We start from the raw sequence: 25,776 nt of genomic DNA on the forward strand, positions 1-25,776 counted from the left end.
GACGACCGTCACCGGTCGGTGCGTGCCCGCTCGAGCCGCTCGGCGGCCCCGGCGATGTTGCGCTGCATGCCCCCGAACACGAGTCCGTGGAACGGGTAGACGGACCACCAGTACAGCTGTCCGGCCAGTCCGCGCGGGTGGAACAGGGCGCGCTGGACGAACCTGGTCGGCGCCTGCCGTGGATCGCCGTCGCCCTCGACGCGCAGCTCGAGCCACGCGAGCCCGGGGACGCGCATCTCGGCCCGCAGCCGCAGGAGCCGACCGGGCTCCACGGCCTCGACCCGCCAGAAGTCGACCGCGTCGTCGACGAGCAGGGTCCACGGGTCGCGCCGTCCCCGCCGCAGGCCGGGGCCACCGACCAGGCGGTCCGCGAGGCCGCGCACCTGCCACGCGAGCGGCCACGAGTACCACCCTCGCTCCCCGCCGACCGCCTCCAGGACCCGCCACAGCGCCGCCGGGGACGCGTCCACGTCGGTGCGGCGCTCGTCGACGTACAGGGAGCCGCCGGCCCAGTCCGGGTCCGTCGGCAGGGGGTCGCTGGGCGCACCCGGGACGGCGGCCGAGGTCCACCGGGTCGCCACGGCGGCGTCGTGGACACGCTGCAGCGCGAGCCGGACGGCGCGGTCGAACCCGACGAGCCCCCCAGGAGGGTCCGGAACGTACGCGGCGACGTCGTGCTCGTCGCAGACGACCTCGTGCACGAGCGACTCGACGAGGGGCCGCGCCAGCCCCGACGGGACGGGCGTGACGAGCGAGACCCACAGGCTCGACAGGCGCGGCGTCAGCACACCGACGCCGACGATCAGCCGCCGTGGCAGGCCCGCGACCGCCGCGTAGCGCTGCATCATGTCGCGGTACGTCAGCACCTCGGGACCGCCGATGTCGAACGTGCGGCTCACGTCCGACGGCATCGCGGCCGCCCCCACGAGGTACCGCAGCACGTCCCGGATCGCGATGGGCTGGATCCGGTTCTCGACCCACCGCGGGACCGTCATCGCGGGCAGCCGCTCGGTGAGGTAGCGCATCATCTCGAACGACGCCGACCCGGAGCCGAGGATGACGGCGGCGCTGAGCACGGTGGTCGGCACGCCGGAGGCGAGCAGGATCTCGCCGACCTCGGTGCGGGACTGCAGGTGCGGAGACAGCTCCTCGCCCTCCGGGTGGAGCCCTCCGAGGTAGACGACACGACCGACGCCCGCCTCGCGCGCCGCCTGGGCGAACACCAGGGCCGTGTGCCGGTCACGGGCCTCGAACGACCGGCCCGAGCCGAGCGAGTGGATGAGGTAGTAGGCCACCTGGGCGCCGTCCAGGGCGGCGCGGATCGCGTCGGGGTCCGAGGCGTCCGCCGTCGCCACGTCCACCTGGTCGTACCAGGGCTGGGACCGCAGCCGGTCGGGGTTGCGCGCGACGGCCCGCACCCGGTAACCCGCCGCCAGGAGCTCGGGCACGAGTCGCCCCCCGACGTACCCGGTGACGCCGGTGACGGCGGCGAGGGGTGCGTCGGGGCGCGGCCGGCCGTCCGGTCCGACACCTGGCACCAGGCCGGTCAACGTCGCCGCGACCGGTTCGGGTGCGAGGTCGTCCGCCGCCACCTCCTGCACACCGGCTCGTCGCTCGGGCCCGGGCTTGGGCACGGGCGTGCGGTGGCCGGCGGCCGGTTCGGCAGGCCGGTCAGCGGTGTCGTCGGTCGTCATCGGTCAGCATCCTCAAGGTCTCGCGTTCGGCGACCGCCTGCGAGCGGGTCGGTCGGATCGTCGTGCCGTGCTCCCACAGCTCGATGACGCGCGGGTCGACGTAGGAGACGCGGCACACGGCCGGTGTGTTGCCGAGCTCCTCGGCGACCTCCTTCACCACCTGGGTGACGGCGCGTCGGCGGGCACGGTCGGACCTCGGCGCCGGGCCGACGGCGGCCAGGCCGCGGGCGGCCAGCACCGTCGCGTGCCAGGTCCGGAAGTCCTTCGGTGTCGCGTCGGGCCCGAGCCGCTCCTTGACCGCCGTGCCCACGTCGGCGCTCGTGACGTCACGCCACCCGGCCGCGTCGTGCCACGCGAGCAGCTCGGTCCCCGGGTCGTCGCGCCGGACGAGGAGCCGGACGGCGGCGGCGACCTGGTCGTCCTCCACCACGGTGTCCCGCACCTGACCGGACTTCGCGGGGAAGTGCAGGTGGACCCTGCCCTCGACGCCGTCCTGCGCCGGGGGCAGCACGGTGACGTGCTCGCGGAGCAGCGTGGCGAGGCCGTACGACCCGTGGCGTGCGGCGTAGCCTTCTCCGCCGACGCGGAGGTAGGCGAGGTCGAGCAGCCGGAACGCGAGGGCGAGCGCCTTCTCGCGGGGCATGCCGTCGAGCGCGAGCTCCTTGCGGACCCGGCGGCGGGCTGCCGGCAGGTGTCGCGCCACCTGGAGGACGTGGTCGTGCTTGAGCCGGTCGCGCCTGACGCGCCACTGCTGGTGGTAGAGGTACTGCCGGCGACGCGCGTCGTCGAGCCCCGCCGCCTGGATGTGGCCGTTCGGCCACGGGCTGATCCACACGTCCCGCCATGCGGGCGGGATGGCCAGGGACGCGATGCGGTCGAGGTGGTCGCCCTCCGTGATGCGGGCACGGTCGGTGTCGAGGTACACGAACCCGCGGCCGGTGCGCCGCCGCGTCCAGCCCGGTCCGTCGATGCGCACGCGTCGGAGCCGGACCATGCCGCACAGTGTCACCCGGGGTCGCCGGCTGCGCGCGGGGAGGTGACCGGGCCCTGCCGACCGGGCCGGAGCACCCGGCCGACCGGTCGTGAGCTCCGAGCTCAGTCGGTGAAGCGGACCATGCCCTCCTGGGCGATGGACGCCACGAGCACCCCGTCGCGGGTGAACACGCGTGCGGCGCCCAGCCCTCGTCCGCCCTGTGCGCTGGGCGTGGACTGGACGAACAGCAGCCACTCGTCGACCCGGACGTCGCGGTGCCACCACATGGCGTGGTCGAGGCTCGCGATCGACAGGCCGGGCGAGACCCAGGCCCGGCCCGCGCGGCGCAGGACGGGCTCGAGCATCACCTGGTCGCACGCGTACGCGAGCAGCGCGCGGTGCAGCAGCTGGTCGTCCGCAGGCACCGGGCCGCGGGACCGGAACCAGACCTTCTGCTCGCCCGACCCGTCGCGTGCCGGCTGCAGGTTCACGTTGTCGCCGACGTGCCGGACGTCGAACGCCGCCTCGTGCGCCCAGAAGCGTGCGACAGGGTGGTCGACACCGGCGAGCCGCTCGTGCACCGACGTCAGGCCGTCGGGTCCTGGGACGTCGACGGGCACCGCGTCCTGGTAGTCGAGGCCCTGCTGGTCCTCCTGGAAGGAGGCGATCATGGAGAGGATCGGCACGCCACCCTGCAGCGCGTGCGTGCGCCGGGCGGAGAACGACCGCCCGTCCCGCAGCCGCTCGACCGCGAACGTGATGGCGTCCCGGACGTCGCCGGGACGCAGGAAGTACCCGTGCATCGAGTGCGGCAGCCGGTCGACGTCGACCGTGCGCCCTGCGGCGAGGAGTGCCTGGGCCAGCACCTGGCCGCCGAACACCCGTCCGCCGGGCTGTTGCAGGCTGCGCCCGGCGAACACGTCCGGTGACCCGGCGTCCGCCTGCAGGTCCAGGATGTCGAGCACGGGCGCCGTGGGGTCGGTCGTCATCGGTCAGTCCTCGAAGGTGTTGAGCATCGAGTGCGCCGCGCGCTCCAGGTAGTCCCAGAGCTCCGCCCGGTGCAGCGGGGCCAGGTCCAGCGTGTCGACCGCGGCGCGCATGTGCGCGAGCCAGCGGTCGCGCGCATCGGGGTTCACCTTGAACAGCGCGTGCCGCATGCGCAGGCGGGGGTGGCCCCGCTGGTCCGAGTAAGTGGTGGGGCCGCCCCAGTACTGCTCGAGGAACATCGTCAGCCGCTCGGCGGCCGGGCCCAGGTCGTCCTCGGGGTACATGTCGCGCAGCACGGGGTCGTCGGCCACGCCGCGGTAGAACTCGGCGACCAGCTGGACGAAGGTGGCGTGGCCGCCGACCGCGGCGTAGAAGGAGTCGGGCCTCACGCCGACCATCCTCACACGCCCCGAGCGTGTCCCGACGTGTCGCGGACGCGGACCTCCGGCCCTACAGGCCCAGCTCGTCGAGCACCGGCAGACCTCGTCGCACCACGGCCCTCGCGTGCTCGGCGGTCGACGACGCCAGCGCCAGCCGCGCCAGCCGCCGGCACTCGTCGACGGTCGTCGCCGCCAGCACGGCGGCGACGTCCGGCAGCGCGCGCGGGGTCATCGACAGGGACGAGGCACCGAGCCCGACGAGCACGACCGCCAGCGCCGGCACGGCGGCCGCCTCGCCGCACACCCCCACCGGCCGACCCTGTGCCGCGCCCCCCGCGCACGTCGAGGCGACGAGCTGCAGGACCGCCGGCTGCCACGCGTCGGAGAGGTGGGCCACCGCTCCGAGCATCCGGTCGGCCGCCATGGCGTACTGGGTCAGGTCGTTGGTGCCGATGCTCGCGAACGTCGCGTGGGCGAGGATCGGGCCGGCCAGCAGCGCGGCGCTGGGCACCTCCACCATGACGCCGGCGCTGGCCAGCCCGTGCCGGGCGCACGCGGCGACGAACTGCTCGGTCTCGTCGACGGTCGAGACCATGGGCGCCATGACCCACACCTGGGCGGACTCGGCGTTCGCGGCCTGCGCGATCGCGACGAGCTGGTCCTCCAGCACGCCGGGGTGGCGTGCGACCGTCCGCAGCCCACGGACCCCGAGCGCGGGGTTGGACTCGGCATCCCCCGCCAGGAACGGCATCGGCTTGTCGGCACCCGCGTCGAGCGTGCGCACCACGACCTTGCGGCCGGGGAACGCGGCCAGGACCTGCCGGTACGCGGCGACCTGCTCGTCGAGGCCGGGCGCCTCCGCCCGGTCGAGGAAGGCGAACTCCGTCCGGAACAGACCGACGCCCTCGGCGCCGGCGGCGGCGGCGGCGACGGCGTCGGCGGGGTCGCCGACGTTGGCGAGCAGCTCGACCCGGTGCCCGTCCGCCGTCCGGCCGACCCCGTCGAACGTGCGGACCTGCCCGGCGAGGGCGAGCGCCGCGGCGACCTGGCCGTCGTCGGGCGCGAGCGTGACGGTCCCGGCGCTGCCGTCGACGAGCACCATGTCGCCCTCGCCCACCAGCAGGTCGACGCCCCGCGCGGCGACGACACCCGGGATGCCCCGCGACCTGGCGAGGATCGCCGTGTGGGACGTCGGACCGCCCTCGGACGTGACGACCGCCCGCACGCGCTGGGGGTCGAGCGTCGCGACCAGTGCGGGCGCGAGGTCTGTCGCGACCAGCACGTACGGCACGTCGCGGGCCGGCAGACCGGGCGCGGGGCGGCCGGTCAGGACGGCGACCAGGCGGTCCCGGACGTCGGCGATGTCCCGGGCGAGGTCGGCGAGGTGCCCGCCGAGCGCCTCGAACTGCGCGGCGACGGCATCGGCGGCCTCCCACACGGCACGCTCCGGCACCAGCCGGTCCTCGAGCACGCGCTGCGCCGCGTCGGCGACGAGCGTGGGGTCCGTCGCGATCGCGGCAGTCGCGCGCAGCACGCCCGCCGCGTCGCCCGTCGCACCGTCGGCGGCCGACTCGAGGTCGGCCTGCACGCGCAGGGACGCCTGGCCGATGCGCGCAGCTTCCGCGGCGTAGTCGGACCCGGGAGGCAGCCGGCGGCCGGACGGGGGCTCGGCGACCGGGTCGGGCAGCAGGGCCACGGGGGCGACCACCCGGCCGGGGCTCACACCGATGCCGGTGACGACCGTGGCGGGGCGTGCACTCACCTGGACAGACCTCCTCGTCGACCTGAGGCAGTCTCGTCCCTCCGGAGGCACCGGTGCAAAGCAGGAACCCGAGAACGACGGGCAGGTCAGGGTTAGGCTGATCCTGCGCGCCGACCAGCCGGCGCCGGTCGAGCCGGGGAGTTCCATGAGCAAGGCAGAGCAGATCCTCGCAGCGCTGGGCGGCGACTCGAACGTCGTCGACCTCGAGCCGTGCATCACGCGGCTGCGCGTCGAGGTGACTGATGCCCATCTCGTCGACGAGGCGGCGCTCAAGGCCAGCGGGGCATTCGGTGTGGTCCGTTCCGGCCGCATCGTCCAGGTGATCGTCGGTCCCGAGGCCGACAACCTCGCGGCCGAGCTCGACACCCTGCGCTGACCTCACGGCCGCGGCGCGTCGGACCATGAGCACGCTGCGGATCATGAGCCCGCTCGTCGGCGTGGTGCGCCCCGTGTCGAGCGTGCCCGACCCGGTCTTCGCCGAGGAGATCGTCGGGCCCGGCGTGGCGATCGAGCCGCGGCGGACGCAGACCCAGACGGTGGTCGCGCCTGCCGACGGCGTCGTCGGAGCGCTGCACGCCCACGCCTTCGCCCTCGAGCTGCCCGACGACCGGTCGCTGCTCGTGCACCTGGGCATCGACACCGTCGGGCTGGCCGGACAGGGGTTCACCCTGCACGTCGAGCGCGGTGCGCGGGTCACGGTGGGAGACCGGCTCGTGACCTGGTCGCCGGTGGACGTCGCCGCGTCCGGGCTCGCCACCGTGTGCCCGGTCGTCGCCCTCCAGGCGGACCGGGAGCTGCTGGAGCTGCTCGTCGAGGACGGCACGAGCGTGCAGGCGGGGGAGCCGTTGCTCGACTGGCACTGACCGTCACGGCGTCGGTGGCGACGCCCGTCGTGCGTCCTGCTGGTTCACGACGTCGTCCAGCGGGGTGTCGTGCGGGTCCCGGACGACGGTGGTGCCGTCGTCCGCCGGCCTGTGCCCGTCCTGTTCCGAGGGTGGCGGCGGTTCCACGGTCTCGTCGTGCTCGGGGGAGCCCGCGTGCCCGTCCGTCGCCGCGACCGCCGCCCGGTGCGCCGCGAGCAGGTCACGCTGCCCGGCGAGCGGCACGCCGGCCTTCTCGAGCTCGTCGCGGGCGGCCACCCGCAGCGCACGCGCCACCTCCCACTGCATCGCGGGCGACGTCGTCACCTTGAGGCGCAGCGAGACGGCGTCTGCTGCGAGCCGCTCGATGCCGGTGATGGCGGGCTCACCCTGCAGGTAGTGCCCCACCTGAGGGTCGCGCGCCACCCGGGCCCCTGCCTCGGCGAGCAGCGCCCGCACCTCGTCGAGGTCGGCGAAGTAGTCGACGTCGATCTCGACCACCGCCGTCGCCCAGCCCTGCGTCTTGTTGCCGACACGGAGCATCGACCCGTTCGGCACGTACCAGAGGGTGCCGTCGGCGTCGCGGATCTTCGTGACACGCAGCGTGACCGCCTCGACGGTGCCGGTCGCAGGCCCGACGTCGACCACGTCACCGACGCCGTACTGGTCCTCGAGCAGCATGAACGTGCCCGTGAGGAAGTCCTTGACGAGGCTCTGCGCGCCGAAGCCGAGCGCGACGCCGATGATGCCGGCGGACGCGATGAACGGCGCGATGTTGACGCCGAGGGCGGCGAGCACCATGAACACGATCGTGCTGCCGATGAGGATCGTCGCCGACGAGCGGAGCACCGAGTCGATCGTGCGGGCGCGCTGCGCGCGGCGGGCGCTCGCGAGCGGGTCGGCCTTGAGCAGCACGCTGCCCACGCCGGTCTCGCCGATCGGTCTCATGACGCCGCGCTGCAGCAGCGGGGTGCCCTCGGCGATGTGGTTCGTCACGCCCCGGATCGACCGGCGGACCAGCACCAGCACGATGCCGCCGATCACGACGATGAGCATGATCTTCAGCGGCGTCCCGACGAACCACGTGACCCAGGAACCCGGGTCGGTCAGGTCGTCGGGGACGTGTCCGGTGCCCGCCGTCGGCTCGGGTGTGCTTCCCGCGGCGCTCGCGGCGGAGGGCAGGACGGCGGGCACCGGGCTCATCGGGCGAGGCCCGTCCGGTCGGCGACGAACTGCAGCTGCTCGACGGTCAGCCCGATCGTGCGCGACAGCGAGCGGCCGCCGTGCCCGACTCCGGTCTCGCGGCGCAGCAGCACCGGCCGCTCGAGCGGGTCGGCGGACGTCGCGGCCTGGAGCGCGGCGGCGAGCTTGCGGGCGTGCAGCGGGTCGACCCGGGTGTCGCCCTCGAACACCGTGAACAGCGTCGCGGGGTACGCGGTGCCGTCGACGACCCGGTGGTACGGCGAGTAGCCCAGCAGCCAGCCCAGCTCCGTGGGGTCGTCGGCGTCGCCGTACTCCTCCGTCCATGTCACGCCCAGGCCGAACCGCTGGTAGCGGACCATGTCGAGCAGCGGCGCGGAGCACACGACGGCAGCGAACAGGTCCGGGCGCTGGGTGAGCGCCGCGCCGACGAGGAGGCCACCGTTGGACCCGCCCCAGCAGGCGAGCTGCTCGGGTGTCGTCCAGCCGTCCGCGACGAGCGCCTCCGCGACGGCGTGGAAGTCGTCGAACACGTGCTGCTTGTGCGCGCGCATGCCGTCGCGGTGCCAGTCCTCGCCCTCCTCGCCGCCACCGCGCAGGTTGGCGACGACGTAGACGCCGCCGGCCTCGACCCAGGTGAGCGTGGTCGCGGAGTACCCCGGATCGAGCGAGATCTGGAAGCCGCCGTAGCCGTACAGGACGGTCGGTGCCGGTGCGAGAGGACGGCCGTGGGCGTCCAGCCGGTCGCTGCGGACCAGCACGAACGCGCGCACGGTGGTGCCGTCGGGGCTCGTGACCTCGATCTGGCGGGTGGAGATCGCGGGGATGTCGGCGACCGCTCCGGGAGGGGCGGCCCACAGGCTCGTCGCGCGGGTCGCGGCGTCGAACCGGTGCACGCTCGCGACGGTGGTGTGGTCGGTGTACGAGAACCACACGTCGTGCCCGCCGTCCGGCCTGGTCACGAGTCCCGAGACCGACCCCAGCCCGGGCAGGGGCAGCGTGCCGCTCGCGCCAGGCAGCCGGTCGCCGGTCACCGGGTCGTGCAGCGTGATCTCGGAGACCGCGTGCCGGCGCCACGAGGCCAGCAGGAGCGTGGGTGTCGTGCCGGGGCCGCCGTCGTCCGTGAACGCGACGTCCTCGAGCACCGCCGTCGGGTCCTCGTCGAGCAGCGTCACCCAGGTGTCGACGCCCGGGTGCTCCGGGTCGGTGACGGCGAGCCGGCCGCGCGGGGCGTCGAGGTCGGTGTGCACGTACAGGCGGCCGTCCCGTGCGACCCACGCGCCCGTCTGGGCGTCGAGCCCGACCGCGACGTCGACGAACACCGGCGGTGCGCCGGTGTGCCGGTCGGCGATCCACACGTCCGTCCGCGGCGCCGTCCCGGCCGAGGCCGACACGATGAGCCACCGCCCGTCGCGCGAGACGGAGACGCCGTAGTAGCTCGTCATGTCGAGGCCGTCGCCGAACACCTCCACGTCGTCCTCGGCCGACGTGCCCACGCGGTGCAGCCACACGCGGCGGTGGTACTGGTGCTCGTCCTCGGGCAGCCCTTCGGGTGCGAGCCTGCGCACGTAGTACAGCTCCTCGCCGCCGGGCACCCACGCGACGGGGGAGTACCGGGCGCGGTCCACGGGGCCGTCGACGACCTCGCCGGTCGTGACGTCGAGGACGTGCAGCACGCTCTCCTCGGTGCCGCCCGTGGAGACCTGGTACGCGAGGAGCAGTCCTTCCTTGGACGGCTGCCACGCGTCGAGCGTCGTGGTGCCCGCCGGGTCGAGGGCCATCGGGTCGACGAGGACCCTTTCGCGGCGTCCCGTGCCTTCCGGCCCCGGCTCGGACACCATCACGACGGCGTGCTCCTGGTCACCGGCCCGGCGGGAGAAGAAGTACCGCTCACCCCGCCACGCCGGCGCCCCGACGACGCCGGCACCGAGCAGCTCGCGCATCCTGCGGGTCAGGGTGTCCGTCGCAAAGGGGCCGGTGAGCCGCAGCTCCTCGACGTAGCCCGCGTACAGGGCGTCCTGGGCGGTCGACCAGGCCTGTGTCTCGTCACGGTCCGCGTCCTCCAACCACCGGTAGGGGTCGGCGACGCGGTGCCCGTGCAGGTCCTCGACGAGGTCCTCGCGCCGGGCGGTGGGGTAGGTGCGCAGCGTGCGTGCGGTCATGGTCCGCAAGGCTACGACGCGCGGACCCGCGCGCTCACGGGCCACCCGTCATGGTGCCTGCTGGCACCCGCCGGCCGGTCCGACCGACCGGGGTGCGGCTCGTCGTCACGGGCGCGGCGCGGGCCCGACGGATGCGGCCGGCCTGTGAGCGAGCCGCCCGGCACGGCGTCCCCGCAGGTCGCGGACCACGCCGACCGGCCGCGTCACCGCGCACCGGGGCCATGGGCTCTGGCAGGATCGGGACGTGGCAGACGACCCGGAGCTCCCGTCCGACGCCTTGCTGCGCCTCGCGACCGCCTACGGCGTGACGGCCGAGTACTGGGGCTTCGACGGGACGCACAAGGTCGCGTCCGCCGAGACGCTGCGTGCCGTCCTCGCCGCGCTCGGGGTCGACGCCTCGTCGCCCGAGCGGATCACGCTCGCTGCGGCGTTCGTCGAGGACACGCCATGGCGGCGCACCCTGCCGCCGGTCGTCGTGGTCCGGTCGGGCCGGTTGGCGCACGTTCCGGTGCACGTGGCCCATGGCGATCCCGTCGACGTCTGGCTCGAGCTCGACCCCGAAGCGGGTGGCGGGCGCCGCGAGCTGACCCAGGCCGACGTGCCTGTGCCCCCGCGGTCGGTCGACGGGCGCATGATCGGGCGCGCGACGTTCACGCTCCCGGTCGACCTCCCGCTCGGCTGGCACGAGATCCGCGCCGAGGGGCCCAGCGCCGTCGCGCGGAGCCCGGTGGTGGTGACCCCCGACCGGCTCGAGCTGCCACCGGCCCTGCAGGGCACGCGGGCGTGGGGTCTGATGGCGCAGCTCTACTCGGTGCGCTCGCGGGACTCGTGGGGAGTCGGCGACCTCGCTGACCTGGCCGAGGTGAGCTGGCTCGCCGGGCGGGAGCTCGGCGCCGACTTCCTGCTGGTGAACCCGCTGCACGCCGCGGAGCCGCAGGCACCCCTCACCCCGTCCCCGTACCTGCCCACCACGCGCCGGTTCGTGAACCCCCTGTACATCCGCGTCGAGGACGTCCGCGAGGCCGCCTACCTCCCCGCCGCCGACCGTGCCCTCCTCGAGTGGGCGGGCGAGCCGGTCCGTGCGCTCGACACCGACCCGGGTCCGATCGACCGGGACGCGGCATGGACCGCCAAGCGGGGGGCGCTCGAGGTCGTCTTCGCGGCGCCGCGGTCCGCAGCACGGCAGGCCGCGTTCGACGCCTACGTCGAGGAGGAGGGCGGCGGGCTCGAGACCTTCGCGCTCTGGTGTGCCCTCGCGGAGCGGTACGGGCAGGGTCAGTGGCCCGACGAGGCGCTCGACCCGTCGTCGGACCTCGTGGCGGCGGCCCGCACTGAGCTGGCCGACCGTGTCCACTTCCACAAGTGGCTCCAGTGGGTCGCCGACGAGCAGATCGCGCACGCCCACCGGGCCGCGCTCGACGGCGGCATGACGATCGGCATCATGCACGACCTCGCCGTCGGCGTGCACCCGCGGGGGGCGGACGTGTGGGCGCTCGGTGACGTGCTCGCGACGGGTGCCAGCGTCGGTGCCCCGCCGGACATGTACAACCAGCAGGGCCAGGACTGGTCCCAGCCGCCGTGGCAGCCCGACGCGCTCGCTCGCGCCGCGTACAAGCCCTACCGGGACATGCTCCGCACGGTGCTGCGGCACGCGGGGGCGATCCGCATCGACCACGTGCTGGGGCTCTTCCGGCTGTGGTGGGTGCCCGAGGGAGCCCCGCCGTCCCAGGGGGCCTACGTCCGGTACGACCACGAGGCCCTCGTCGGGATCCTGGCGCTCGAGGCTCACCGCGCGGGGGCGGTCGTCATCGGCGAGGACCTCGGTGTCGTGGAGCCGTGGGTGCGGGACTACCTCTCGGAGCGAGGCATCCTCGGCACGTCGGTGCTCTGGTTCGAGCGGGACATGAACGGAGCACCGCTCGCCCCCGAGCACTACCGCCCGCTGGTGCTCGCCACCGTCACGACGCACGACCTGCCGCCGACGGCCGGGTACCTCGCCGGGGAGCACGTGACGATCCGTGACCGTCTCGGCCTCCTCGCCGAGCCGGTGAGCGTGGTGCGCGCCGCCGCGCGGGCCGAGCGCGACCAGATGATCGGCGTGCTGCGGGACCGGGGGCTCCTGGGGGAGGACCCGTCGGAGCGGGAGATCGTCGAGGCGCTGCACCGCTACGTGACGGCGACGCCGTCCGTCCTCGTGGGCGTCGCGCTGACCGACGCGGTCGGCGAGCGTCGCGCGCAGAACCAGCCCGGCACCGACCAGGAGTACCCGAACTGGAAGGTGCCGCTGGCGGACAGCTCGGGGCAGGTCGTCCTCGTGGAGGACCTGTTCACGAGCGCCCGCCTCCGTTCCCTCGCGGCGGTGCTGAACGCCGACATCCGGTGAACGGGGCCTGTCGCAGCGCTCGACGGTCCCGGTCTCAGCCCCCTGGTGCCGGCGTGGGCGGCGTCCCCGGGTCTCCGAGCGCCTTCTGCTGGGCGGCTGCCATGATCCCGTTGTACGTCTGGGCCATGAACGTGAAGAACTGCTCGCCGCTGTCGACCTTGCCCGGGTAGGGCACGCCGCCGATCAACAGGCGCATCGGGACGTCGAGCGCAGGCACGTTGTCGAACGGCACCGACTCCTCGGCGCGGGCGGTCGACTGCGCGACCCAGTCCGTCCAGTCGCCGTTCTCGATACAGCTCGCGACGTCCTCGCCGGTCGCGCCGGACTCGGCCACGAGGTCCACGAGCGCCTCGTCGGTCAACCCTTCCGCCGGCAGGTCGGGCTGGGCCGAGAGCAGCGCCGCGTTGACGGCGTACGCGTGCTCTGGATCCGTCGCCGCGACGCACGCGAACGCACCGGCGGCCCGTGCCGAGTAGTCGCCGGCGGTCGCTCCCGCGCCCGCCGTCGCGTCCTCTCCGGGCGTCGCGGTCGCGCCGGCGCCGTCCATGACGGCCACCGGGTGCACCTCGAACGTCACGTGGCCGCCCGAGAGCCAGTCCTCGAGCATCGCGGAGTTCGTCGACCAGAACGTCGCCGCCTCGGGGCTGCGGTAGTCGACGTACAGCACCACGTCGATGAGGCCGCCGTCGCGCAGGGTCGACGTCGCGACCGGCGCCGCTCCCTCGGCCAGCGCGGCCGTGGGTCGCACCGCGATCGTGCCGGCCTCGCCGACGAACACCGCACCGTCGCTGAGCATGTTCTCCGGGCCGCCCGCTGGTGCCGCCGACGCACTGCCCGATGGCTGCTCGGAGGCGTCCGGGGAGCCGTCGCACGCCGACGTCAGCGCCAGCACGGCGGCGACCCCGGCCACGGTCGCCACCGTGGACCGGCGCACCGCCCGGACCCGGCCGGAGCGCGCGGCAGACGCGCGCCGCTGGTGGGCGTCCACAGCCTGCTGGTCGTGCACGGCGCGGCAGTCACGGGGTGGGCGGGTCATCGGGGCGAAGCCTCCAGCGTGGTCGTCGGGCTTGCCGACGGGGACGACGACGAATCATGGTGCCCCACACCGCACCGGCATGCCCAATCCGTTCCTGTGCGCCGGCTGAGCGGTGCGGAGACCACGGCGGTGACCTGGCAAGATGCCGGGATGCCGTCGACGCCTCCCCTTCTCCCCCCGGCCCTGCGGACCTCGGACCGGCGGATCAGGGTGGTCGGCAACTCCGGGGCGGGGAAGACGACGTTCGCCCGCGCGCTGGCCGGGCGGCTCGCCGTCGGCCATCTGGAGCTGGACGCGGTGTTCTGGGCGGCCGACTGGCGCAAGCGGGACGTCGAGGAGGCCCGGGGCCTGATCCGCGACTTCCTGAGTTCCCCGGAGGCCGTGACCGGGTGGGTCGCCGACGGCAACTGGGACGAGCCGAGGGCGGGTCTGCTGGACGACGCGGACGTGCTCGTGTGGCTCGACTTCCCGCGACGGGTGGTGACGTCCCGGGTCGTCAGGCGCTCGCTGCAGCGGGTGGTGCTGCGCCGCGAGCTCTGGCACGGGAATCGTGAGCGGGGCAGGAACCTGCTGTCGCGCGACGTCCACGACAACGTCGTCCTGTACTCGTGGCGAGCGCACCACACCATGCGGTCGCGGAACCAGGCGCTCCACGACTCAGGCCGGACCAGGATGGTCCGGCTCACCTCACCGCGAGAGGCCAGGGCGTGGCTCGAGAGGACCGCCGCGCACTGACGGCGCCGTCGTGCAACTCACGGAGGTGCCGGTCGTCCGCCGCTGTCACGGCCGGCGGCGGTCCGCCTCCTGCGCGAGCAGCGCCCGCCGGACTCCGTCTCGGGACTCGCCGACCAGCCGGCGCAGGGCGGGAGCGGCGTCGGGGTGCTCCTCGAGCCACGCGTCCGTCGCACCGAGCACGTCGACGCGGTCGTCGTCGGCGAGGTCCGTCGGGTACAGGCCGACCACGATGTTCTGTGCCATCTCGTTGGTCTTGTCCGACCACACCCGCTCGAGCGCGGCGAAGTACGGCTCGACGAACGGGACGAGCAGGCCGCGGTCGTGCACCCGTCCGAAGCCGGCGATGGTGGCCGCCTGGAGCGCGTTCGGGAGCTCGTCGCCGTCGACGACCACTGCCCACGCGGTGGCCTTGGCCTCGGGCGTCGGCAGAGCCGCACGGGCGGCGGCCGCCGCCCGCTGACCGGTGGCCGTGGCGTCGACCGACAGCTGCGCGGCGACGTCGAGCTCGGCCGCCCGGCCGCCCGTCACGAGCGACGTCAGCAGCTCCCAACGCAGGTCGGTGTCGATCGGCAGGCCCTCGAGGGAGTCGTGACCGTCGAGGAGGGCCACGACGGCGTCGAGCTGCGCAGGCGTCGAGGCTCGGCCGGCGAACGCCTTGACGAGCTGGAGCTGCGTGTCCGACCCGGCGACCGCGGCCCGGGCTAGGTCCAGCAGCCGGTCGGCTGCGGCGACCTCGGTCGCCGCCCGGTGCTCGGGGGCGACGTACAGGTCGAGAGCCGTCGAGAGCTGGCGCAGGAGCACCAGGACCACCGACGAGTCCGACTCGTGGGCGATGTTGCGCAGCACCAGGTCGACGAAGTCGCGGGCGGGCGTCTCGCCGTCGCGCGTCGCGTCCCAGGCGGCGGTCCAGACCAGGGTGCGCGGGAGCGAGTCGTCGAACGCCGACAGGTGCTCGATCGCGGTCGCCAGGGAGTGCTCGTCGAGGCGGATCTTGGCGTAGGCGAGGTCGTCGTCGTTCACGAGCAGGAGCGCCGGCCGGGCACGGCCCACGAGGTCCGGCACCGGGGTGCGGGCGCCGTCGACGTCGAGCTCCACGCGCGTGGTGCGGACCAGCCGGCCGGTGGCGGGATCGAGGTCGTAGCCGCCGACCGCGAGGCGGTGCGGGCGCTGCACGGGGTGCTCGTCCGGGACCTCCTGCAGGACGTCGAACGACGTGATGTCGCCGTGCTCGTCGACCTCGATCGCGGGGCGCAGCAGGGTCACGCCTGCCTGCTGGAGCCACAGCCCCGACCATGCGGAGAGGTCGCGACCGCTCGTGGTCTCGAGCTCCGAGAGCAGGTCGCGCAGCTCGGTGTTGCCCCACGCGTGCTTGGCGAAGTACGCCCGGACCCCGGCGAAGAACTGGTCCTGGCCGACCCAGGCGACCAGCTGCTTGAGCACGCTCGCGCCCTTGGCGTACGTGATGCCGTCGAAGTTGACCTCGACGTCCTCGAGGTCGCGCATGTCGGCGACGATCGGGTGCGTCGAGGGGAGCTGGTCCTGCCGGTACGCCCAGTTCTTCTCGAGCGAGGAGAAGGTGGTCCAGGCGCTCGTCCAGCGGGTGGCCTCGGCGGTCGCGAGGGTCGACGCGTACTCCGCGAACGACTCGTTCAGCCACAGGTCGTCCCACCAGCGCATCGTGACGAGGTCGCCGAACCACATGTGGGCGAGCTCGTGCAGGATCGTCACCGCGCGGCGCTCGACGGTGGCCTCGGGCACCTTGGACCGGAACACGTACGACTCGAGGAACGTCACGGCGCCGGCGTTCTCCATCGCGCCGGCGTTGAACTCGGGCACGAAGAGCTGGTCGTACTTGGCGAACGGGTAGGGGAAGTCGAACTTCTCCTCGTAGAAGGTGAAGCCGGCGCGCGTGATGTCGAGGATGTTGTCCGTGTCGAGGTGCTCGGCCAGCGACTCGCGGCAGTACACGCCGAGCGGGATGGTCCGGCCGTCGCTGCTCGTGAGCTCGCCGCGCTCCTCGTGGTACGGGCCGGCGATGACCGCGGTGATGTACGGCGAGACGCGCGGGGTCGTCTCGAACGTCCACGTGGCGGTGCCCTTGTCGACTCCGCCGTTGCGGTTCACGCCGTTCTCGACAGCGGCCTGCTCGCCCACCTGGGGGTAGTTCGACACGACCTTCCAGTGTGCCGGTGCGGTCACCGTGAAGGTGAACGTCGCCTTGAGGTCGGGCTGGTCGAACACCGCGAACACCCGGCGGGCGTCCGCGACCTCGAACTGGGAGTACAGGTACACCTCGTCGTCGACCGGGTCGACGAAACGGTGCAGGCCCTCACCGGTGTTCATGTACGCGGCGTCGGCCACGACCACGAGCTCGTTCTCGGCGGCGAGGTCGTCGAGCCGGATGCGCGAGTCGGCGACGACCTCGGCGACGTCGAGGCTGCGACCGTTGAGCGTGACCTCGTGGACGGCCGGGGCGATGAGGTCGACGAACGTGCTCGCACCGGGAGTCGCCTCGAACCGGGCCACGCTCCTGGACCCGAACGAGGTCGGGCTCGTGGTGAGGTCCAGCGTCACGTCGTAGGACCGCGTCGTCACGACGGCGGCACGCTCGCGCGCCTCGGCACGGGTCAGGTTCTCAGCGGGCACGCGGGTCCTCCTCGGACGAGATCGGTGGTGGCTCGTGGCCGGCTCGATCATCCCATGCAGGGCGGATCGTCCTGCGGTGATATCGGCCCGCGTGGGGGAGCCCGGTCGATCCAGGGGCTGTGGACGGACCGATGTGCACAGACGACCCACGACCGGGCAGACTCGCCTGGCCGACCCGAGGAGCACCCGTGACCGACACGCCCACCGCACGACCCGTCGTCGACCTCTGGTTCGATCCCGCCTGCCCCTGGGCGTGGATGACGTCGCGCTGGATGGACGAGGTGAGCCGGGTCCGCGAGGTCGACGTGCGCTGGCACGTGATGAGCCTGTCCGTCCTCAACGAGGGGCGCGACCTCCCCGAGCACTACCGGGCGGTGATGGCGGACTCCTGGGCCCCGGTCCGCACCATCGTCGCGGCAGCCCGGGACCACGGCAGCGACGTCGTCAAGCCGCTCTACGACGCCATGGGCACCCGGCGGCACCCCGGTGGGCGCAAGGACACCGCGCAGATCATCATCGAGTCGCTCGACGAGGTGGGCCTGCCTGCCGAGCTCGCCGCGGTCGGCGCCACGGACGAGGTCGACGTGCTGCTGCGCGCGTCGCACGCCCAGGCCATGGAGCTCGTCGGTGACGACGTGGGCACGCCGGTCGTCGCGATCGACGGCGTCGGGTTCTTCGGCCCGGTGGTCACCCCCGCGCCGACGGGCGACACCGCCGGACGCCTCTTCGACGGGCTCGCGCTCATGACGAGCGTGCCCGGCTTCTACGAGCTGAAGCGCTCACGCACCTCGGGCCCGCAGTTCTGAGCGCGCCGGCGGACCGGTCGGACCGTGCGCGATCCGGGCGTGCCCCGGCGGCTCCTGGACGTACGACTGGAACGTCCGGCGCGTCCCGTGTGATCCTGTCGGCGTCCACGACGGCAGGAGCGGCATGACCGAGACGCGCACCATCCGCGCGATGGTCGTCGTCGACGTCGTCCTCGTGCTGACGTTCGTGGTGATGCTCGTGGCCTTCGCCACGAGCGGGACGTCCGACCACCGCGACGGCGACGCGGCGGTGGTCTCTGCACCCAGCGGCACCCCGACGGGCTCGGGCTCACAGGGGACGGTCGGTCCGGCGGCATTCCGCCTGCCGAGCGGCAACATCGCCTGCGTGGTGTCCGAGCAGGGCGTCACCTGCACGATCGCCTCGTACACCTACGCGCCGCCGGTCGTGGAGGGCTGCACCGCGCCGACGGGGCACGTGCTGGTGCTCGACGCCGACGGGGTCGTGTTCCAGTGCGAGACCGGTCCCGCGCCGGAGGCGGCGGGCGACGACGTCCCCACGCTCGAGTACGGCTCGTCCTCGAGCGCGGGCGACTACTCGTGCACGAGCGCGACGGACGGCGTCACGTGCACGAACGGCCAGGGACGGGGCTTCCGCCTCGCGCGGGCGGCCTGGGCCGAGGTCCCCTGACCCGTCGGGCGGCTCACCAGATCCGCACGCGCTCGTCCGGGGCCAGGTAGAGCGCGTCGCCGGGCCGCACGTCGAACGCCTCGTAGAACTCGTCGAGGTTGCGCACCACGCCGTTGCACCGGAACTCGTTGGGGGAGTGCGGGTCCGTGGCGATCCGGCGGATGACCTCCTCGTCGCGCCCCTTCGCCTGCCACACCTGGCCCCAGCCCAGCAGCACGCGCTGCACGCCCGTCAGACCGTCGAGCACGGGTGCCTCCTCGAGCGGCCTGCCCAGCGCGATCCGGTACGCCTTGAGCGCGATCGACAGGCCTCCCAGGTCGCCGATGTTCTCGCCGATCGTGAGGCCGCCGTTGACCTTGTGCGAGCCGTTGAGCTGCTGCGGGGAGAACTCCCCGTACTGGTCGACGAGCGCCTTGGTCCGCTTCTCGAACTCGGCCCGGTCCGCGGCCGTCCACCAGTCCTCGAGCCGGCCGGTGCCGTCGTACTTGGAGCCCTGGTCGTCGAACCCGTGCCCGATCTCGTGACCGATCACGGCTCCGATGCCGCCGTAGTTCACGGCGTCGTCCGCGTCGGCGTCGAAGAACGGCGGCTGGAGGATCGCTGCGGGGAAGACGATCTCGTTCATCCCGGGGTTGTAGTACGCGTTCACCGTCTGGGGCGTCATGAACCACTCGTCGCGGTCGATCGGCCGCCCGATCTTGTGCAGCTCACGGTCCAGCTCGAACGTCGAGGCGCGTCGCACGTTGCCGAGGAGGTCGTCGGGGGACACGACCAGCGACGAGTAGTCCCGCCACTTCACCGGGTAGCCGATCTTCGGCGTGAACGCGTCGAGCTTCGCGAGCGCCTTCGTGCGCGTCTCCTCGCCCATCCACTCGAGCCCGCTGATCGACTCGCGGTAGGCCTCGACGAGGTTGGCGACCAGCTCGTCCATCCGCTCCTTGTGGGACGCGGGGAAGTGCTTCTCGACGTACACCTTGCCGACGGCCTCGCCGAGCACACCCTGGACGAGCGCGACGCCGCGCTTCCACCGGTCGCGGATCGCCTGCGCGCCGGTCAGGGTGCGGCCGTAGAAGTCGAAGTTGGCCTCGACCACGGCCTGCGAGAGGTACGGCGCCCGGTCCGTGACGACGTGGTAGGTCAACCAGGCCTTCCAGTCCTCGAGCGGCTCGCTCTGCCAGAGGGCGGCGAAGCCCTCCGCGAACGACGGCTCGCGCACCACGACCTGGTCGAGCGAGCCGGCCGGTGCCCCCAGCCCGAGCGCCCACGCGTGCCAGTCGAAGCCGGGTGCCCGCTCGGCGAGGTCCGTGAGCGTCGTCGGGTTGTAGGTGAGGTCGGCGTCGCGGTCCTTGACGACGTCCCAGTGGTGCGAGGCGAGCTTGGTCTCGAGCGCGACGACCCGGCCCGCGAGCTCGTCGGCCGCGTGCTCGTCGGTCGCCGCTCCCGCCAGCAGGAGCATGCGGGCGACGTGCGGACGATAGGCGGCGAGGACCGCGGCGTACTGCTCGTCCCGGTAGTACGACTCGTCGGGCAGCCCGAGCCCGCCCTGGTAGAGGTACACGACGTACCGGTCCGGGTCCTTCGCGTCGTTGTCGACCCAGAACCCCACCGCACCACCCGCGCCCGTCCGCTGCAGCGCGCCCAGGGCGCCCGTGAGCTCGGCGACGGACGTCGCGGCCTCGACGAGAGCGAGGTCGGCACGCAGCGGCTGCACGCCCGCCGCCTCGACCGCGTCGGTGTCCATGAACGACGCGTAGACGGCGCCGACCTTGGCCTCCACGTCGTCGGTGTCACCGTCGTCCGCCCGACCGGCCGCCGCGGCGGCGGCCTCGACGATGATGTCGCGGACCTGCTCCTCCGCCTGGTCGTGCAGCGCCCTGAACGCGCCGTCCATGGCGCGGTCCGCGGGGATCTCGTGGCTGGTGAGCCATCGTCCGTTCACGTGGGCGAAGAGGTCGTCCGCCGGGCGGACGGCGGGGTCGAGGGCCGTCAGGTCGATGCCACTGCGCGTCATGCGCACAGCCTACGGAGGAAGGGGCGCGCGTGGTCACCCGCTCGGAGCGAACCGGCGCGCCGCCGGCGACCGGACGGTGGGCGTCAGCCGCGACAGGCGTCGGCCTGCGGCAGGATGGACCCATGCGCATCCACGTCGCCTCCGACCATGCCGGCTACGAGCTCAAGGTCGCGCTCGTCGAGCACCTCCGCTCCGAGGGCCACGACGTCGTCGACCACGGCGCGGACACGTTCGACGCCCAGGACGACTACCCGCCGTTCTGCTTCGCCGCGGGAGAGGCCGTCGTCGCCGACCCGGGTTCGCTCGGCGTGGTCATCGGCGGCTCGGGCAACGGCGAGCAGATCGCCGCGAACAAGGTGCCGGGCGTCCGTGCGGCGCTGGCCTGGAACGTCGACACCGCCCGCCTGGGCAGGCAGCACAACGACGCGAACGTCGTCTCGATCGGGGCACGGCAGCACTCGGTCGACGACGCGCTCGAGCTCGTCGACGCGTTCGTCGCGGAGTCGTTCAGCGGGGACCCGCGCCACCAGCGCCGTATCGACCTGATGACGGCCTACGAGCAGCGCGCCTGACCGGCTCGGGCCGGGGCCTGAGACCCCGCGCTCGGGACGGGCGCCCGACCAGCGTGTCCGGGACGGGTGCTCGGGAGACGGCCGTCAGAACACCCAGCTGCACACCGGTGCGACGGGCCACGCGAACGCGGCGGCGGCTCGCAGCACCGCCCCGCCCCGGCGCTCGGTGACCAGACCCGCGCGCCGCTGCGCCTCCAGCGACCGGCCGCCGAGATAGGCCGCACCGAGCTCGCGCACGTCCAGCTCGACGTCGGCGGGGTCCTCGGTACGCCCGACGGACGCCGACCACGACCCGTCACCGGCGTCCTCGGTGCGCAGCCGCCAGCGACCCGCGTTGGTGGGCAGCCTGGTGTCGGTGACCTCGAGCACGAGGTCGACCGGGGAGGCGTACCGGCGACCTTCCAGCGCCGCTGGCACGTCGAGGAGGCGTACCCAGAGGTTGTCGGTCAGCTTCGGGACGACGGCACGAGGGTCCACCAGCAGGTGCAGCAGGGCGTCGTCGGCCGCCAGCATCGGGCTCTCGACGCTCGCCGTGAGGTCGAGGTCCAGCAGGAACGACCAGAGCCGGTGCGCCGCGGCCGGATCGAGCGCCACCGCCTCCCGGACCGCCACGGTGTGCCGCGGCCCGGCCTGCTCCCACTTCTCCTTGCGGCGGAACAGCGCGTACGCCCGCGGCTCGCCGTCCGCGGTGTGCACGGAGACGATCCGCAGCGGCTCGGCGCCGTCGCGCCACGCGGGGGGATCGACGATCGCACGGACGCGCAGCACGTCGGTGTCGCGGGTGATCCATCCCGGACGGCCCTGCCCTGCCGCCCGGTGCAGCTCGTCGACCATGTCGGTGTGCGCCGTGCGGTCGACCGTGGCGAACCGGACGGTGAGGTCCTCGCTGCCCGGCACCGGCCGCAGCACGGCGCCCCGGCCGACGGTGGCGCGCACGTCGGACGCGGCGGAGCCGTACCCGAACCGCCCGTAGATCGCGGGCTCGGCGGCGAACAACGCCGACACGGGCTCGCCGCGGCCGAGCGACCGTGCGAAGTGCGTGTCGATCATCGCGTGCAGGAGCCCGCGGCGGCGCTGGTCCGGCCGGGCGCCGACCCACGTCAGCCCTGAGCACGCCACGGTGGCGCCGGGGACGGGGAGCTGGAACGGGAAGGACGCGTGCACCGAGGCCAGCGCCCCGCCGGGTGCCTCGACGCCCATCGTGCGGTCCCACGGGAGGGTCAGGGGCACGAGCGCATCGGTCTCCGGGGTGGAGTCGAACGCGAAGGCGAGGCGGTCCACCTCGAGGAACTCCTGCCGGCGGGACTCGGCGACCTCGACGACGCGGTATCCGTCCGGGAGCGGGCTCATGGGCCCCATCGTGGCCCAGGAGCCTCCTCCGTACGGAGGCAATATCCGTGAGCGGCCTGGTCTCACGCTCACGACCTGCGGATACGCTCGGGCGATGAGCACCCCGGGCTGGCCGACGCCTGGGCGGCTGCTGGCGGGCGCGCGACGGGCGGTGCACCGGCGCTCGTCCCGGGTCCACGCCGTCGCGAGCGTGGTGCTGCTCGCGAGCGCCGTCGCGATCGGGCTGGGCGTGCGGCTCGCCCCGGAGTGGGTCCCGCCGTCGACGTTCCTCCTGCTGGAGGTGGTGGCCGTCTTCTTCCTGCGGCAGCGGATGCTCGTGGTGCTGGGGGTCGTGATCCTGGTCCTCACCTGGTGGTTGTGGGTCGACGGTCCGCCGAGCATGATCCCTGGTGTCGTCGTCGTCATCGTGATCTCGGTGGTACTGACGCTGACGTTCGGGTGGCGCCGGCACCAGATCGGGCTGCAGGGCGCACCGGGCGACCGGATGCTCGTCGACCTGCGCGACCGGCTGTCCGCGCACGGGCGGGTGCCTCCGCTCCCACCGGGGTGGCGGGTCGACAGCGAGATCAGGTCGGCGCACGCCGATGCGTTCTCGGGCGACTTCATGGTCGCCGTCCTGCGGTCGACGTCGCTGCTGGAGATCGCGCTCGTCGACGTGTCCGGCAAGGGGCAGGGTGCCGGTGTGCGGTCGCTGCAGCTCTCCGGAGCGTTCGGCGGCCTGCTGGGCGCGATGCCCCGCGAGGGCTTCCTGCCCGCCGCGAACGCCTACCTGCTGAACCAGCACTGGGACGAGGGGTTCGCGACCGCGGTGCACGTCGCGGTCGACCTCGACTCGGGCGCCTACTGGGCCGCCTCGGCGGGTCATCCTCCGCCGCTGCACCTGCACGCGGGCGCGGGCCGGATCCAGGTCGTGAACACGGTCGGCAGCCCCGCGCTCGGCGTGGTGAGCGACATCGCGTGCCCTCCCCAGCTGGGCCGCCTCGACCACGGTGACGTGCTGCTGCTCTACACCGACGGGCTGGTCGACGCACCGGGCACCGACCTGGACCGGGCGCTCGACCGCCTCATGGGTGCCGCGGACGCCGTGCTCGGCCCTCGGCGCGGAGGAGCGGCCGCGGTCCTGGCGCGGGTTGCAGCCGCGGACGACGACGACCGTGCCCTCGTGCTGGTGCACCGGGACTGACCGCCCGTCGGGGACGGCGCGGAGGTCAGTCGTCGGGGAACCACACGGCTCGCCGCAGCGCGACCCGGGTGCCGTCCGCGACCATCGGCGTGCCGTCGGCGACGAGCAGCGCGACCGCACGCGCCGCGTGCCGGGCGGGCGGGCTCCCGGTGGCGTTGACGACCCGCCACCACGGCACCTGCGACCCCGCCCGACCCATGACCTGTCCGACCTGCCGGGGTCCGCCTCGCGGCGTTCGACCTGCGGCGAGAGCGCGGTCGGCGAGCACCTCGGCGATCAGGCCGTACGTCATCGCGCGCCCCGCCGGGATCGCGGCGACGAGGTCGAGGACCGCCTCGACGTACTCGTCGTCCACGGTCAGGGGGCGAGCACCTGCGCCACGGCAGGCAGGGTCCGAGGGTCGGCCTGGACGAGCATCGTCGTGATCGCGGTGGAGCGCCACGCCGGGAGCTGGGCGCGGATGTCGTCCGCCGTCCCGACGAGTGCGATGTCCTGGACGAGCTCGGTGGGCACGGCGGCGACGGCGCGCGCTCGGTCGCCTCCCAGGTAGTGCGCCTGGATCTCGTCGCACGCCTCCGTGTACCCGAGCCGGTCGAGCACGGCGCGGTGGAAGTTGGCGCCCTTGGCGCCCATGCCTCCCGCGTAGAGGGCGACGAAGGGCCGCACGGTGTCCGCCGCGGACTCGACGTCGTCGCCGAGCACCACGGGCACGGTGGCGGTCACCTCGAACTCGTCCGCGGGGCCGCGTTCGGGCGCCCGTCGCGCGAACCCCTCGGCGAGCAGTGCCCGGTACTCGTCGTCCATCCGCGGCGAGTAGAAGAGCGGGAGCCAGCCGTCGGCGATCTCGGCGGTCATCACGGTGTTGCGCGGCCCCTCGGCGGCGAGGTGGATCGGGAGGTCCGCTCGCAGGGGGTGCACCGTCGAGCGGAGGGCCTTGCCCAGCCCGGACCCCTGGTCGGCCGGCAGCGGCAGCGTGTAGAAGTCGCCCGAGAACGTCACGGGCGCCTGGCGGGCCAGCACCTGGCGCACGATGGCGACGTACTCCCGGGTCCGGGCGAGCGGCTTGGGGTACGGCTGGCCGTACCAGCCCTCGACGACCTGCGGGCCGGAGGCGCCGAGGCCGAGCACGAACCTGCCGCGGGAGAGGTGGTCGAGCGTGAGGGCGGCCATCGCGGTCGCGGTGGGCGTCCGTGCGGAGAGCTGCGCGATGGCGGTGCCGAGCCGGATGCGGGACGTGCGGGCGCCCCACCAGGCGAGCGGGGTCAGCGCGTCGGAGCCGTAGGCCTCGGCGGTCCAGACGGAGTCGAAGCCGAGCTGCTCCGCGGCGAGGACCGCCTCCTGTGCGCCGGGTGGGGGACCTGCCGACCAGTACCCGGTGTGATAACCCAGCCGCATGGTTCTCCTCGTCGTCCAGCGTCCAGCGTCCACGTCGACGCGCGCGTCACGCTACCCGGGCGCGGTCGGCGAGCGTGTTGAGCAGGGCGGCCGCCGTCGCCGCGTCGTCCACCGTGACGACCAGGGACCGGCCGCCGGTGCGCTCCACGAGCAGCCCGTCACCGCTGCGCACGACGATGCCGACGCGGCCTGCCCGGCCGACGCGGTAGCCCCAGCCGCCGAAGTCGCGGAACGGCTGCACCTGCACCACCTCGGCACGGACGACCTCGTCGAGCGGGACGCTCTGTCGCGGCCAGCCGAGCCCGGAGCGCACCGCGAGCCCTCGACCGTCGACCCTGACGGTGAACGACGCCATCGACGCGACGAGGAGCGTGGCCACGGGCACGGCGGGCACGAGTGCGGCCGGCGTCCGCAGGACCACCGCCACCACGAGCGCGGGGACGAGCAGGACGGAGACGACGACGACGAGGACGCCTCGGCTGCGGACGTGCCGGACCCATCCGGCCCGTTCGGCGGCGCCGAGCGGAAGTCGGGCAGCGTCGTCGGGCACGTGGTCCGTGGTGGGAGCCGGTCGGTCGCCCGGTGTCAGGACCGCACCCAGCGCCGCCGCCACGATGCCGGCGAGGAGGGTCAGCAGCACCACGCCGTCTGCCGACGGCGCCTGCGTCCAGTCGGCGATCCCGCGCTGCAGCCCGAGCGTGCCGAGCACGAGGGTGCTCATGAATCCTGCGCACCCGAGCGAGAAGCCGGCGCCGAGGCGCCGGGTGAGGGCGGCGTGGCCGGCGAAGAACGCGAGCGCCCAGCCACCGGCGCTCAGGACGGTCGCGGCGATCGCCGAGCCCCCGACGGAAACCGCCGGCCGAGCCCGAGCCGTCAGGCCCGTCCGGTCCCCAGTGCACCGCGACCGGGTCGGGCAGGTCCCCCCACCAGGGCAGTGCGACGACGACCGTCCCGGCGGTGATCACGAGCGGCACGACGAGCGCGAGCGCGGT

General features: G+C 73.9%; 22 protein-coding genes. 8 read left to right on the plus strand and 14 right to left on the minus strand.

Translation table 11 applies throughout. The features are described from left to right. Positions 1 to 8 precede the first annotated feature (8 nt). The 5 genes from ACVW07_RS18845 to ptsP form a co-directional block, all read right to left on the minus strand. The gene (locus tag ACVW07_RS18845) at positions 9 to 1,694 is read right to left on the minus strand and encodes an SDR family oxidoreductase (RefSeq protein ID WP_456820725.1); all 1,686 of its coding nucleotides are present in this window, start codon (positions 1,692 to 1,694) and stop codon (positions 9 to 11) included. Beyond that, positions 1,672 to 2,688, minus strand: a complete 1,017-nt coding sequence (locus ACVW07_RS18850) for a DNA topoisomerase IB (RefSeq protein WP_456820726.1) — start codon at positions 2,686 to 2,688, stop codon at positions 1,672 to 1,674. Before ACVW07_RS18850 ends, ACVW07_RS18845 begins: the two co-directional genes overlap by 23 nt. Positions 2,689 to 2,789: 101 nt before the next feature. Next, positions 2,790 to 3,656: an acyl-CoA thioesterase gene (locus tag ACVW07_RS18855; RefSeq protein WP_456820727.1), complete on the minus strand. Its 867-nt coding sequence runs from the start codon at positions 3,654 to 3,656 to the stop codon at positions 2,790 to 2,792. Positions 3,657 to 3,659: 3 nt separating this feature from the next. After that, positions 3,660 to 4,043, minus strand: a complete 384-nt coding sequence (locus tag ACVW07_RS18860; protein ID WP_456820728.1) for a globin — start codon at positions 4,041 to 4,043, stop codon at positions 3,660 to 3,662. A gap of 61 nt (positions 4,044 to 4,104) precedes the next feature. Then, positions 4,105 to 5,796, minus strand: coding sequence for a phosphoenolpyruvate--protein phosphotransferase (ptsP, locus tag ACVW07_RS18865; protein WP_456820729.1), 1,692 nt, complete (start codon positions 5,794 to 5,796; stop codon positions 4,105 to 4,107). Here ptsP and ACVW07_RS18870 point away from each other — a divergent pair. After that, positions 5,762 to 6,172: a glucose PTS transporter subunit EIIB gene (locus tag ACVW07_RS18870; RefSeq protein ID WP_456820730.1), complete on the plus strand. Its 411-nt coding sequence runs from the start codon at positions 5,762 to 5,764 to the stop codon at positions 6,170 to 6,172. The two genes, ptsP and ACVW07_RS18870, sit on opposite strands and share 35 nt — an antisense overlap. A 43-nt stretch (positions 6,173 to 6,215) precedes the next feature. Continuing rightward, the gene (locus tag ACVW07_RS18875) at positions 6,216 to 6,659 is read left to right on the plus strand and encodes a PTS sugar transporter subunit IIA (RefSeq protein WP_456820731.1); all 444 of its coding nucleotides are present in this window, start codon (positions 6,216 to 6,218) and stop codon (positions 6,657 to 6,659) included. A gap of 3 nt (positions 6,660 to 6,662) precedes the next feature. On the opposite strand, the gene ACVW07_RS18880 is transcribed toward ACVW07_RS18875, so the two are convergent. Continuing rightward, positions 6,663 to 7,859 (minus strand): mechanosensitive ion channel family protein, encoded by a 1,197-nt coding sequence (locus ACVW07_RS18880; RefSeq protein WP_456820732.1) that lies wholly within the window; start codon positions 7,857 to 7,859, stop codon positions 6,663 to 6,665. Then, positions 7,856 to 10,018, minus strand: coding sequence for a prolyl oligopeptidase family serine peptidase (locus ACVW07_RS18885; RefSeq protein WP_456820733.1), 2,163 nt, complete (start codon positions 10,016 to 10,018; stop codon positions 7,856 to 7,858). The genes ACVW07_RS18880 and ACVW07_RS18885 overlap by 4 nt, the downstream gene beginning before the upstream one ends. 244 nt (positions 10,019 to 10,262) lie before the next feature. Here ACVW07_RS18885 and malQ point away from each other — a divergent pair, with 244 nt between their 5' ends. After that, positions 10,263 to 12,401, plus strand: coding sequence for a 4-alpha-glucanotransferase (malQ, locus tag ACVW07_RS18890; protein WP_456820734.1), 2,139 nt, complete (start codon positions 10,263 to 10,265; stop codon positions 12,399 to 12,401). 34 nt (positions 12,402 to 12,435) lie between these two features. Here the strand turns inward: malQ and ACVW07_RS18895 are convergent, their stop codons facing one another. After that, positions 12,436 to 13,437, minus strand: a complete 1,002-nt coding sequence (locus tag ACVW07_RS18895) for a DsbA family protein (RefSeq protein WP_456820735.1) — start codon at positions 13,435 to 13,437, stop codon at positions 12,436 to 12,438. 150 nt (positions 13,438 to 13,587) lie between these two features. On the opposite strand from ACVW07_RS18895, the gene ACVW07_RS18900 reads away from it, so the two are divergent. Next, positions 13,588 to 14,172, plus strand: a complete 585-nt coding sequence (locus tag ACVW07_RS18900) for a toxin (RefSeq protein ID WP_456820736.1) — start codon at positions 13,588 to 13,590, stop codon at positions 14,170 to 14,172. A 45-nt stretch (positions 14,173 to 14,217) separates the two neighbouring features. Here ACVW07_RS18900 and pepN read toward each other — a convergent pair whose 3' ends face one another. After that, a complete protein-coding gene (gene pepN / locus ACVW07_RS18905; RefSeq protein WP_456820737.1) occupies positions 14,218 to 16,818 on the minus strand; it encodes an aminopeptidase N in 2,601 nt (866 codons plus the stop codon). 188 nt (positions 16,819 to 17,006) lie between these two features. Between pepN and ACVW07_RS18910 the strand changes: the two genes are divergently transcribed. Together ACVW07_RS18910 and ACVW07_RS18915 are read left to right on the plus strand one after the other, a co-directional pair. Then, positions 17,007 to 17,624 (plus strand): mycothiol-dependent nitroreductase Rv2466c family protein, encoded by a 618-nt coding sequence (locus ACVW07_RS18910; protein WP_456820738.1) that lies wholly within the window; start codon positions 17,007 to 17,009, stop codon positions 17,622 to 17,624. Positions 17,625 to 17,748: 124 nt separating this feature from the next. Further along, positions 17,749 to 18,273, plus strand: coding sequence for a hypothetical protein (locus ACVW07_RS18915; protein WP_456820739.1), 525 nt, complete (start codon positions 17,749 to 17,751; stop codon positions 18,271 to 18,273). Between the two features lie 13 nt (positions 18,274 to 18,286). Here ACVW07_RS18915 and ACVW07_RS18920 read toward each other — a convergent pair whose 3' ends face one another. Continuing rightward, the gene (locus ACVW07_RS18920; protein ID WP_456820740.1) at positions 18,287 to 20,284 is read right to left on the minus strand and encodes a M13 family metallopeptidase; all 1,998 of its coding nucleotides are present in this window, start codon (positions 20,282 to 20,284) and stop codon (positions 18,287 to 18,289) included. Positions 20,285 to 20,406: 122 nt separating this feature from the next. Between ACVW07_RS18920 and ACVW07_RS18925 the strand changes: the two genes are divergently transcribed. Next, entirely contained in the window at positions 20,407 to 20,856 is a 450-nt protein-coding gene (locus ACVW07_RS18925; protein WP_456820741.1) for a ribose-5-phosphate isomerase, read from the plus strand. Positions 20,857 to 20,940: 84 nt separating this feature from the next. Here ACVW07_RS18925 and ACVW07_RS18930 read toward each other — a convergent pair whose 3' ends face one another. After that, positions 20,941 to 22,206 carry a GNAT family N-acetyltransferase gene (locus ACVW07_RS18930; RefSeq protein WP_456820742.1) on the minus strand — a complete coding sequence of 422 codons (1,266 nt, stop codon included), beginning with the start codon at positions 22,204 to 22,206 and terminating at the stop codon, positions 20,941 to 20,943. A 94-nt stretch (positions 22,207 to 22,300) separates the two neighbouring features. Here ACVW07_RS18930 and ACVW07_RS18935 point away from each other — a divergent pair, with 94 nt between their 5' ends. Next, positions 22,301 to 23,389 (plus strand): PP2C family protein-serine/threonine phosphatase, encoded by a 1,089-nt coding sequence (locus tag ACVW07_RS18935; protein WP_456820743.1) that lies wholly within the window; start codon positions 22,301 to 22,303, stop codon positions 23,387 to 23,389. A gap of 25 nt (positions 23,390 to 23,414) precedes the next feature. Here the strand turns inward: ACVW07_RS18935 and ACVW07_RS18940 are convergent, their stop codons facing one another. The 3 genes from ACVW07_RS18940 to ACVW07_RS18950 are packed head-to-tail and all read right to left on the minus strand — an operon-like array spanning position 23,415 to position 25,505. Beyond that, positions 23,415 to 23,744: an MGMT family protein gene (locus ACVW07_RS18940; RefSeq protein WP_456820744.1), complete on the minus strand. Its 330-nt coding sequence runs from the start codon at positions 23,742 to 23,744 to the stop codon at positions 23,415 to 23,417. 2 nt (positions 23,745 to 23,746) lie between these two features. Further along, on the minus strand, positions 23,747 to 24,784 hold the full coding sequence (locus ACVW07_RS18945; RefSeq protein ID WP_456820745.1) for an LLM class F420-dependent oxidoreductase: 1,038 nt from the start codon (positions 24,782 to 24,784) through the stop codon (positions 23,747 to 23,749). A gap of 46 nt (positions 24,785 to 24,830) precedes the next feature. Next, complete coding sequence (locus ACVW07_RS18950) at positions 24,831 to 25,505, minus strand: hypothetical protein (protein WP_456820746.1); 675 nt, start codon at positions 25,503 to 25,505, stop codon at positions 24,831 to 24,833. Positions 25,506 to 25,776: the final 271 nt, after the last annotated feature.

Source organism: Cellulomonas sp. URHB0016 (assembly GCF_054057935.1).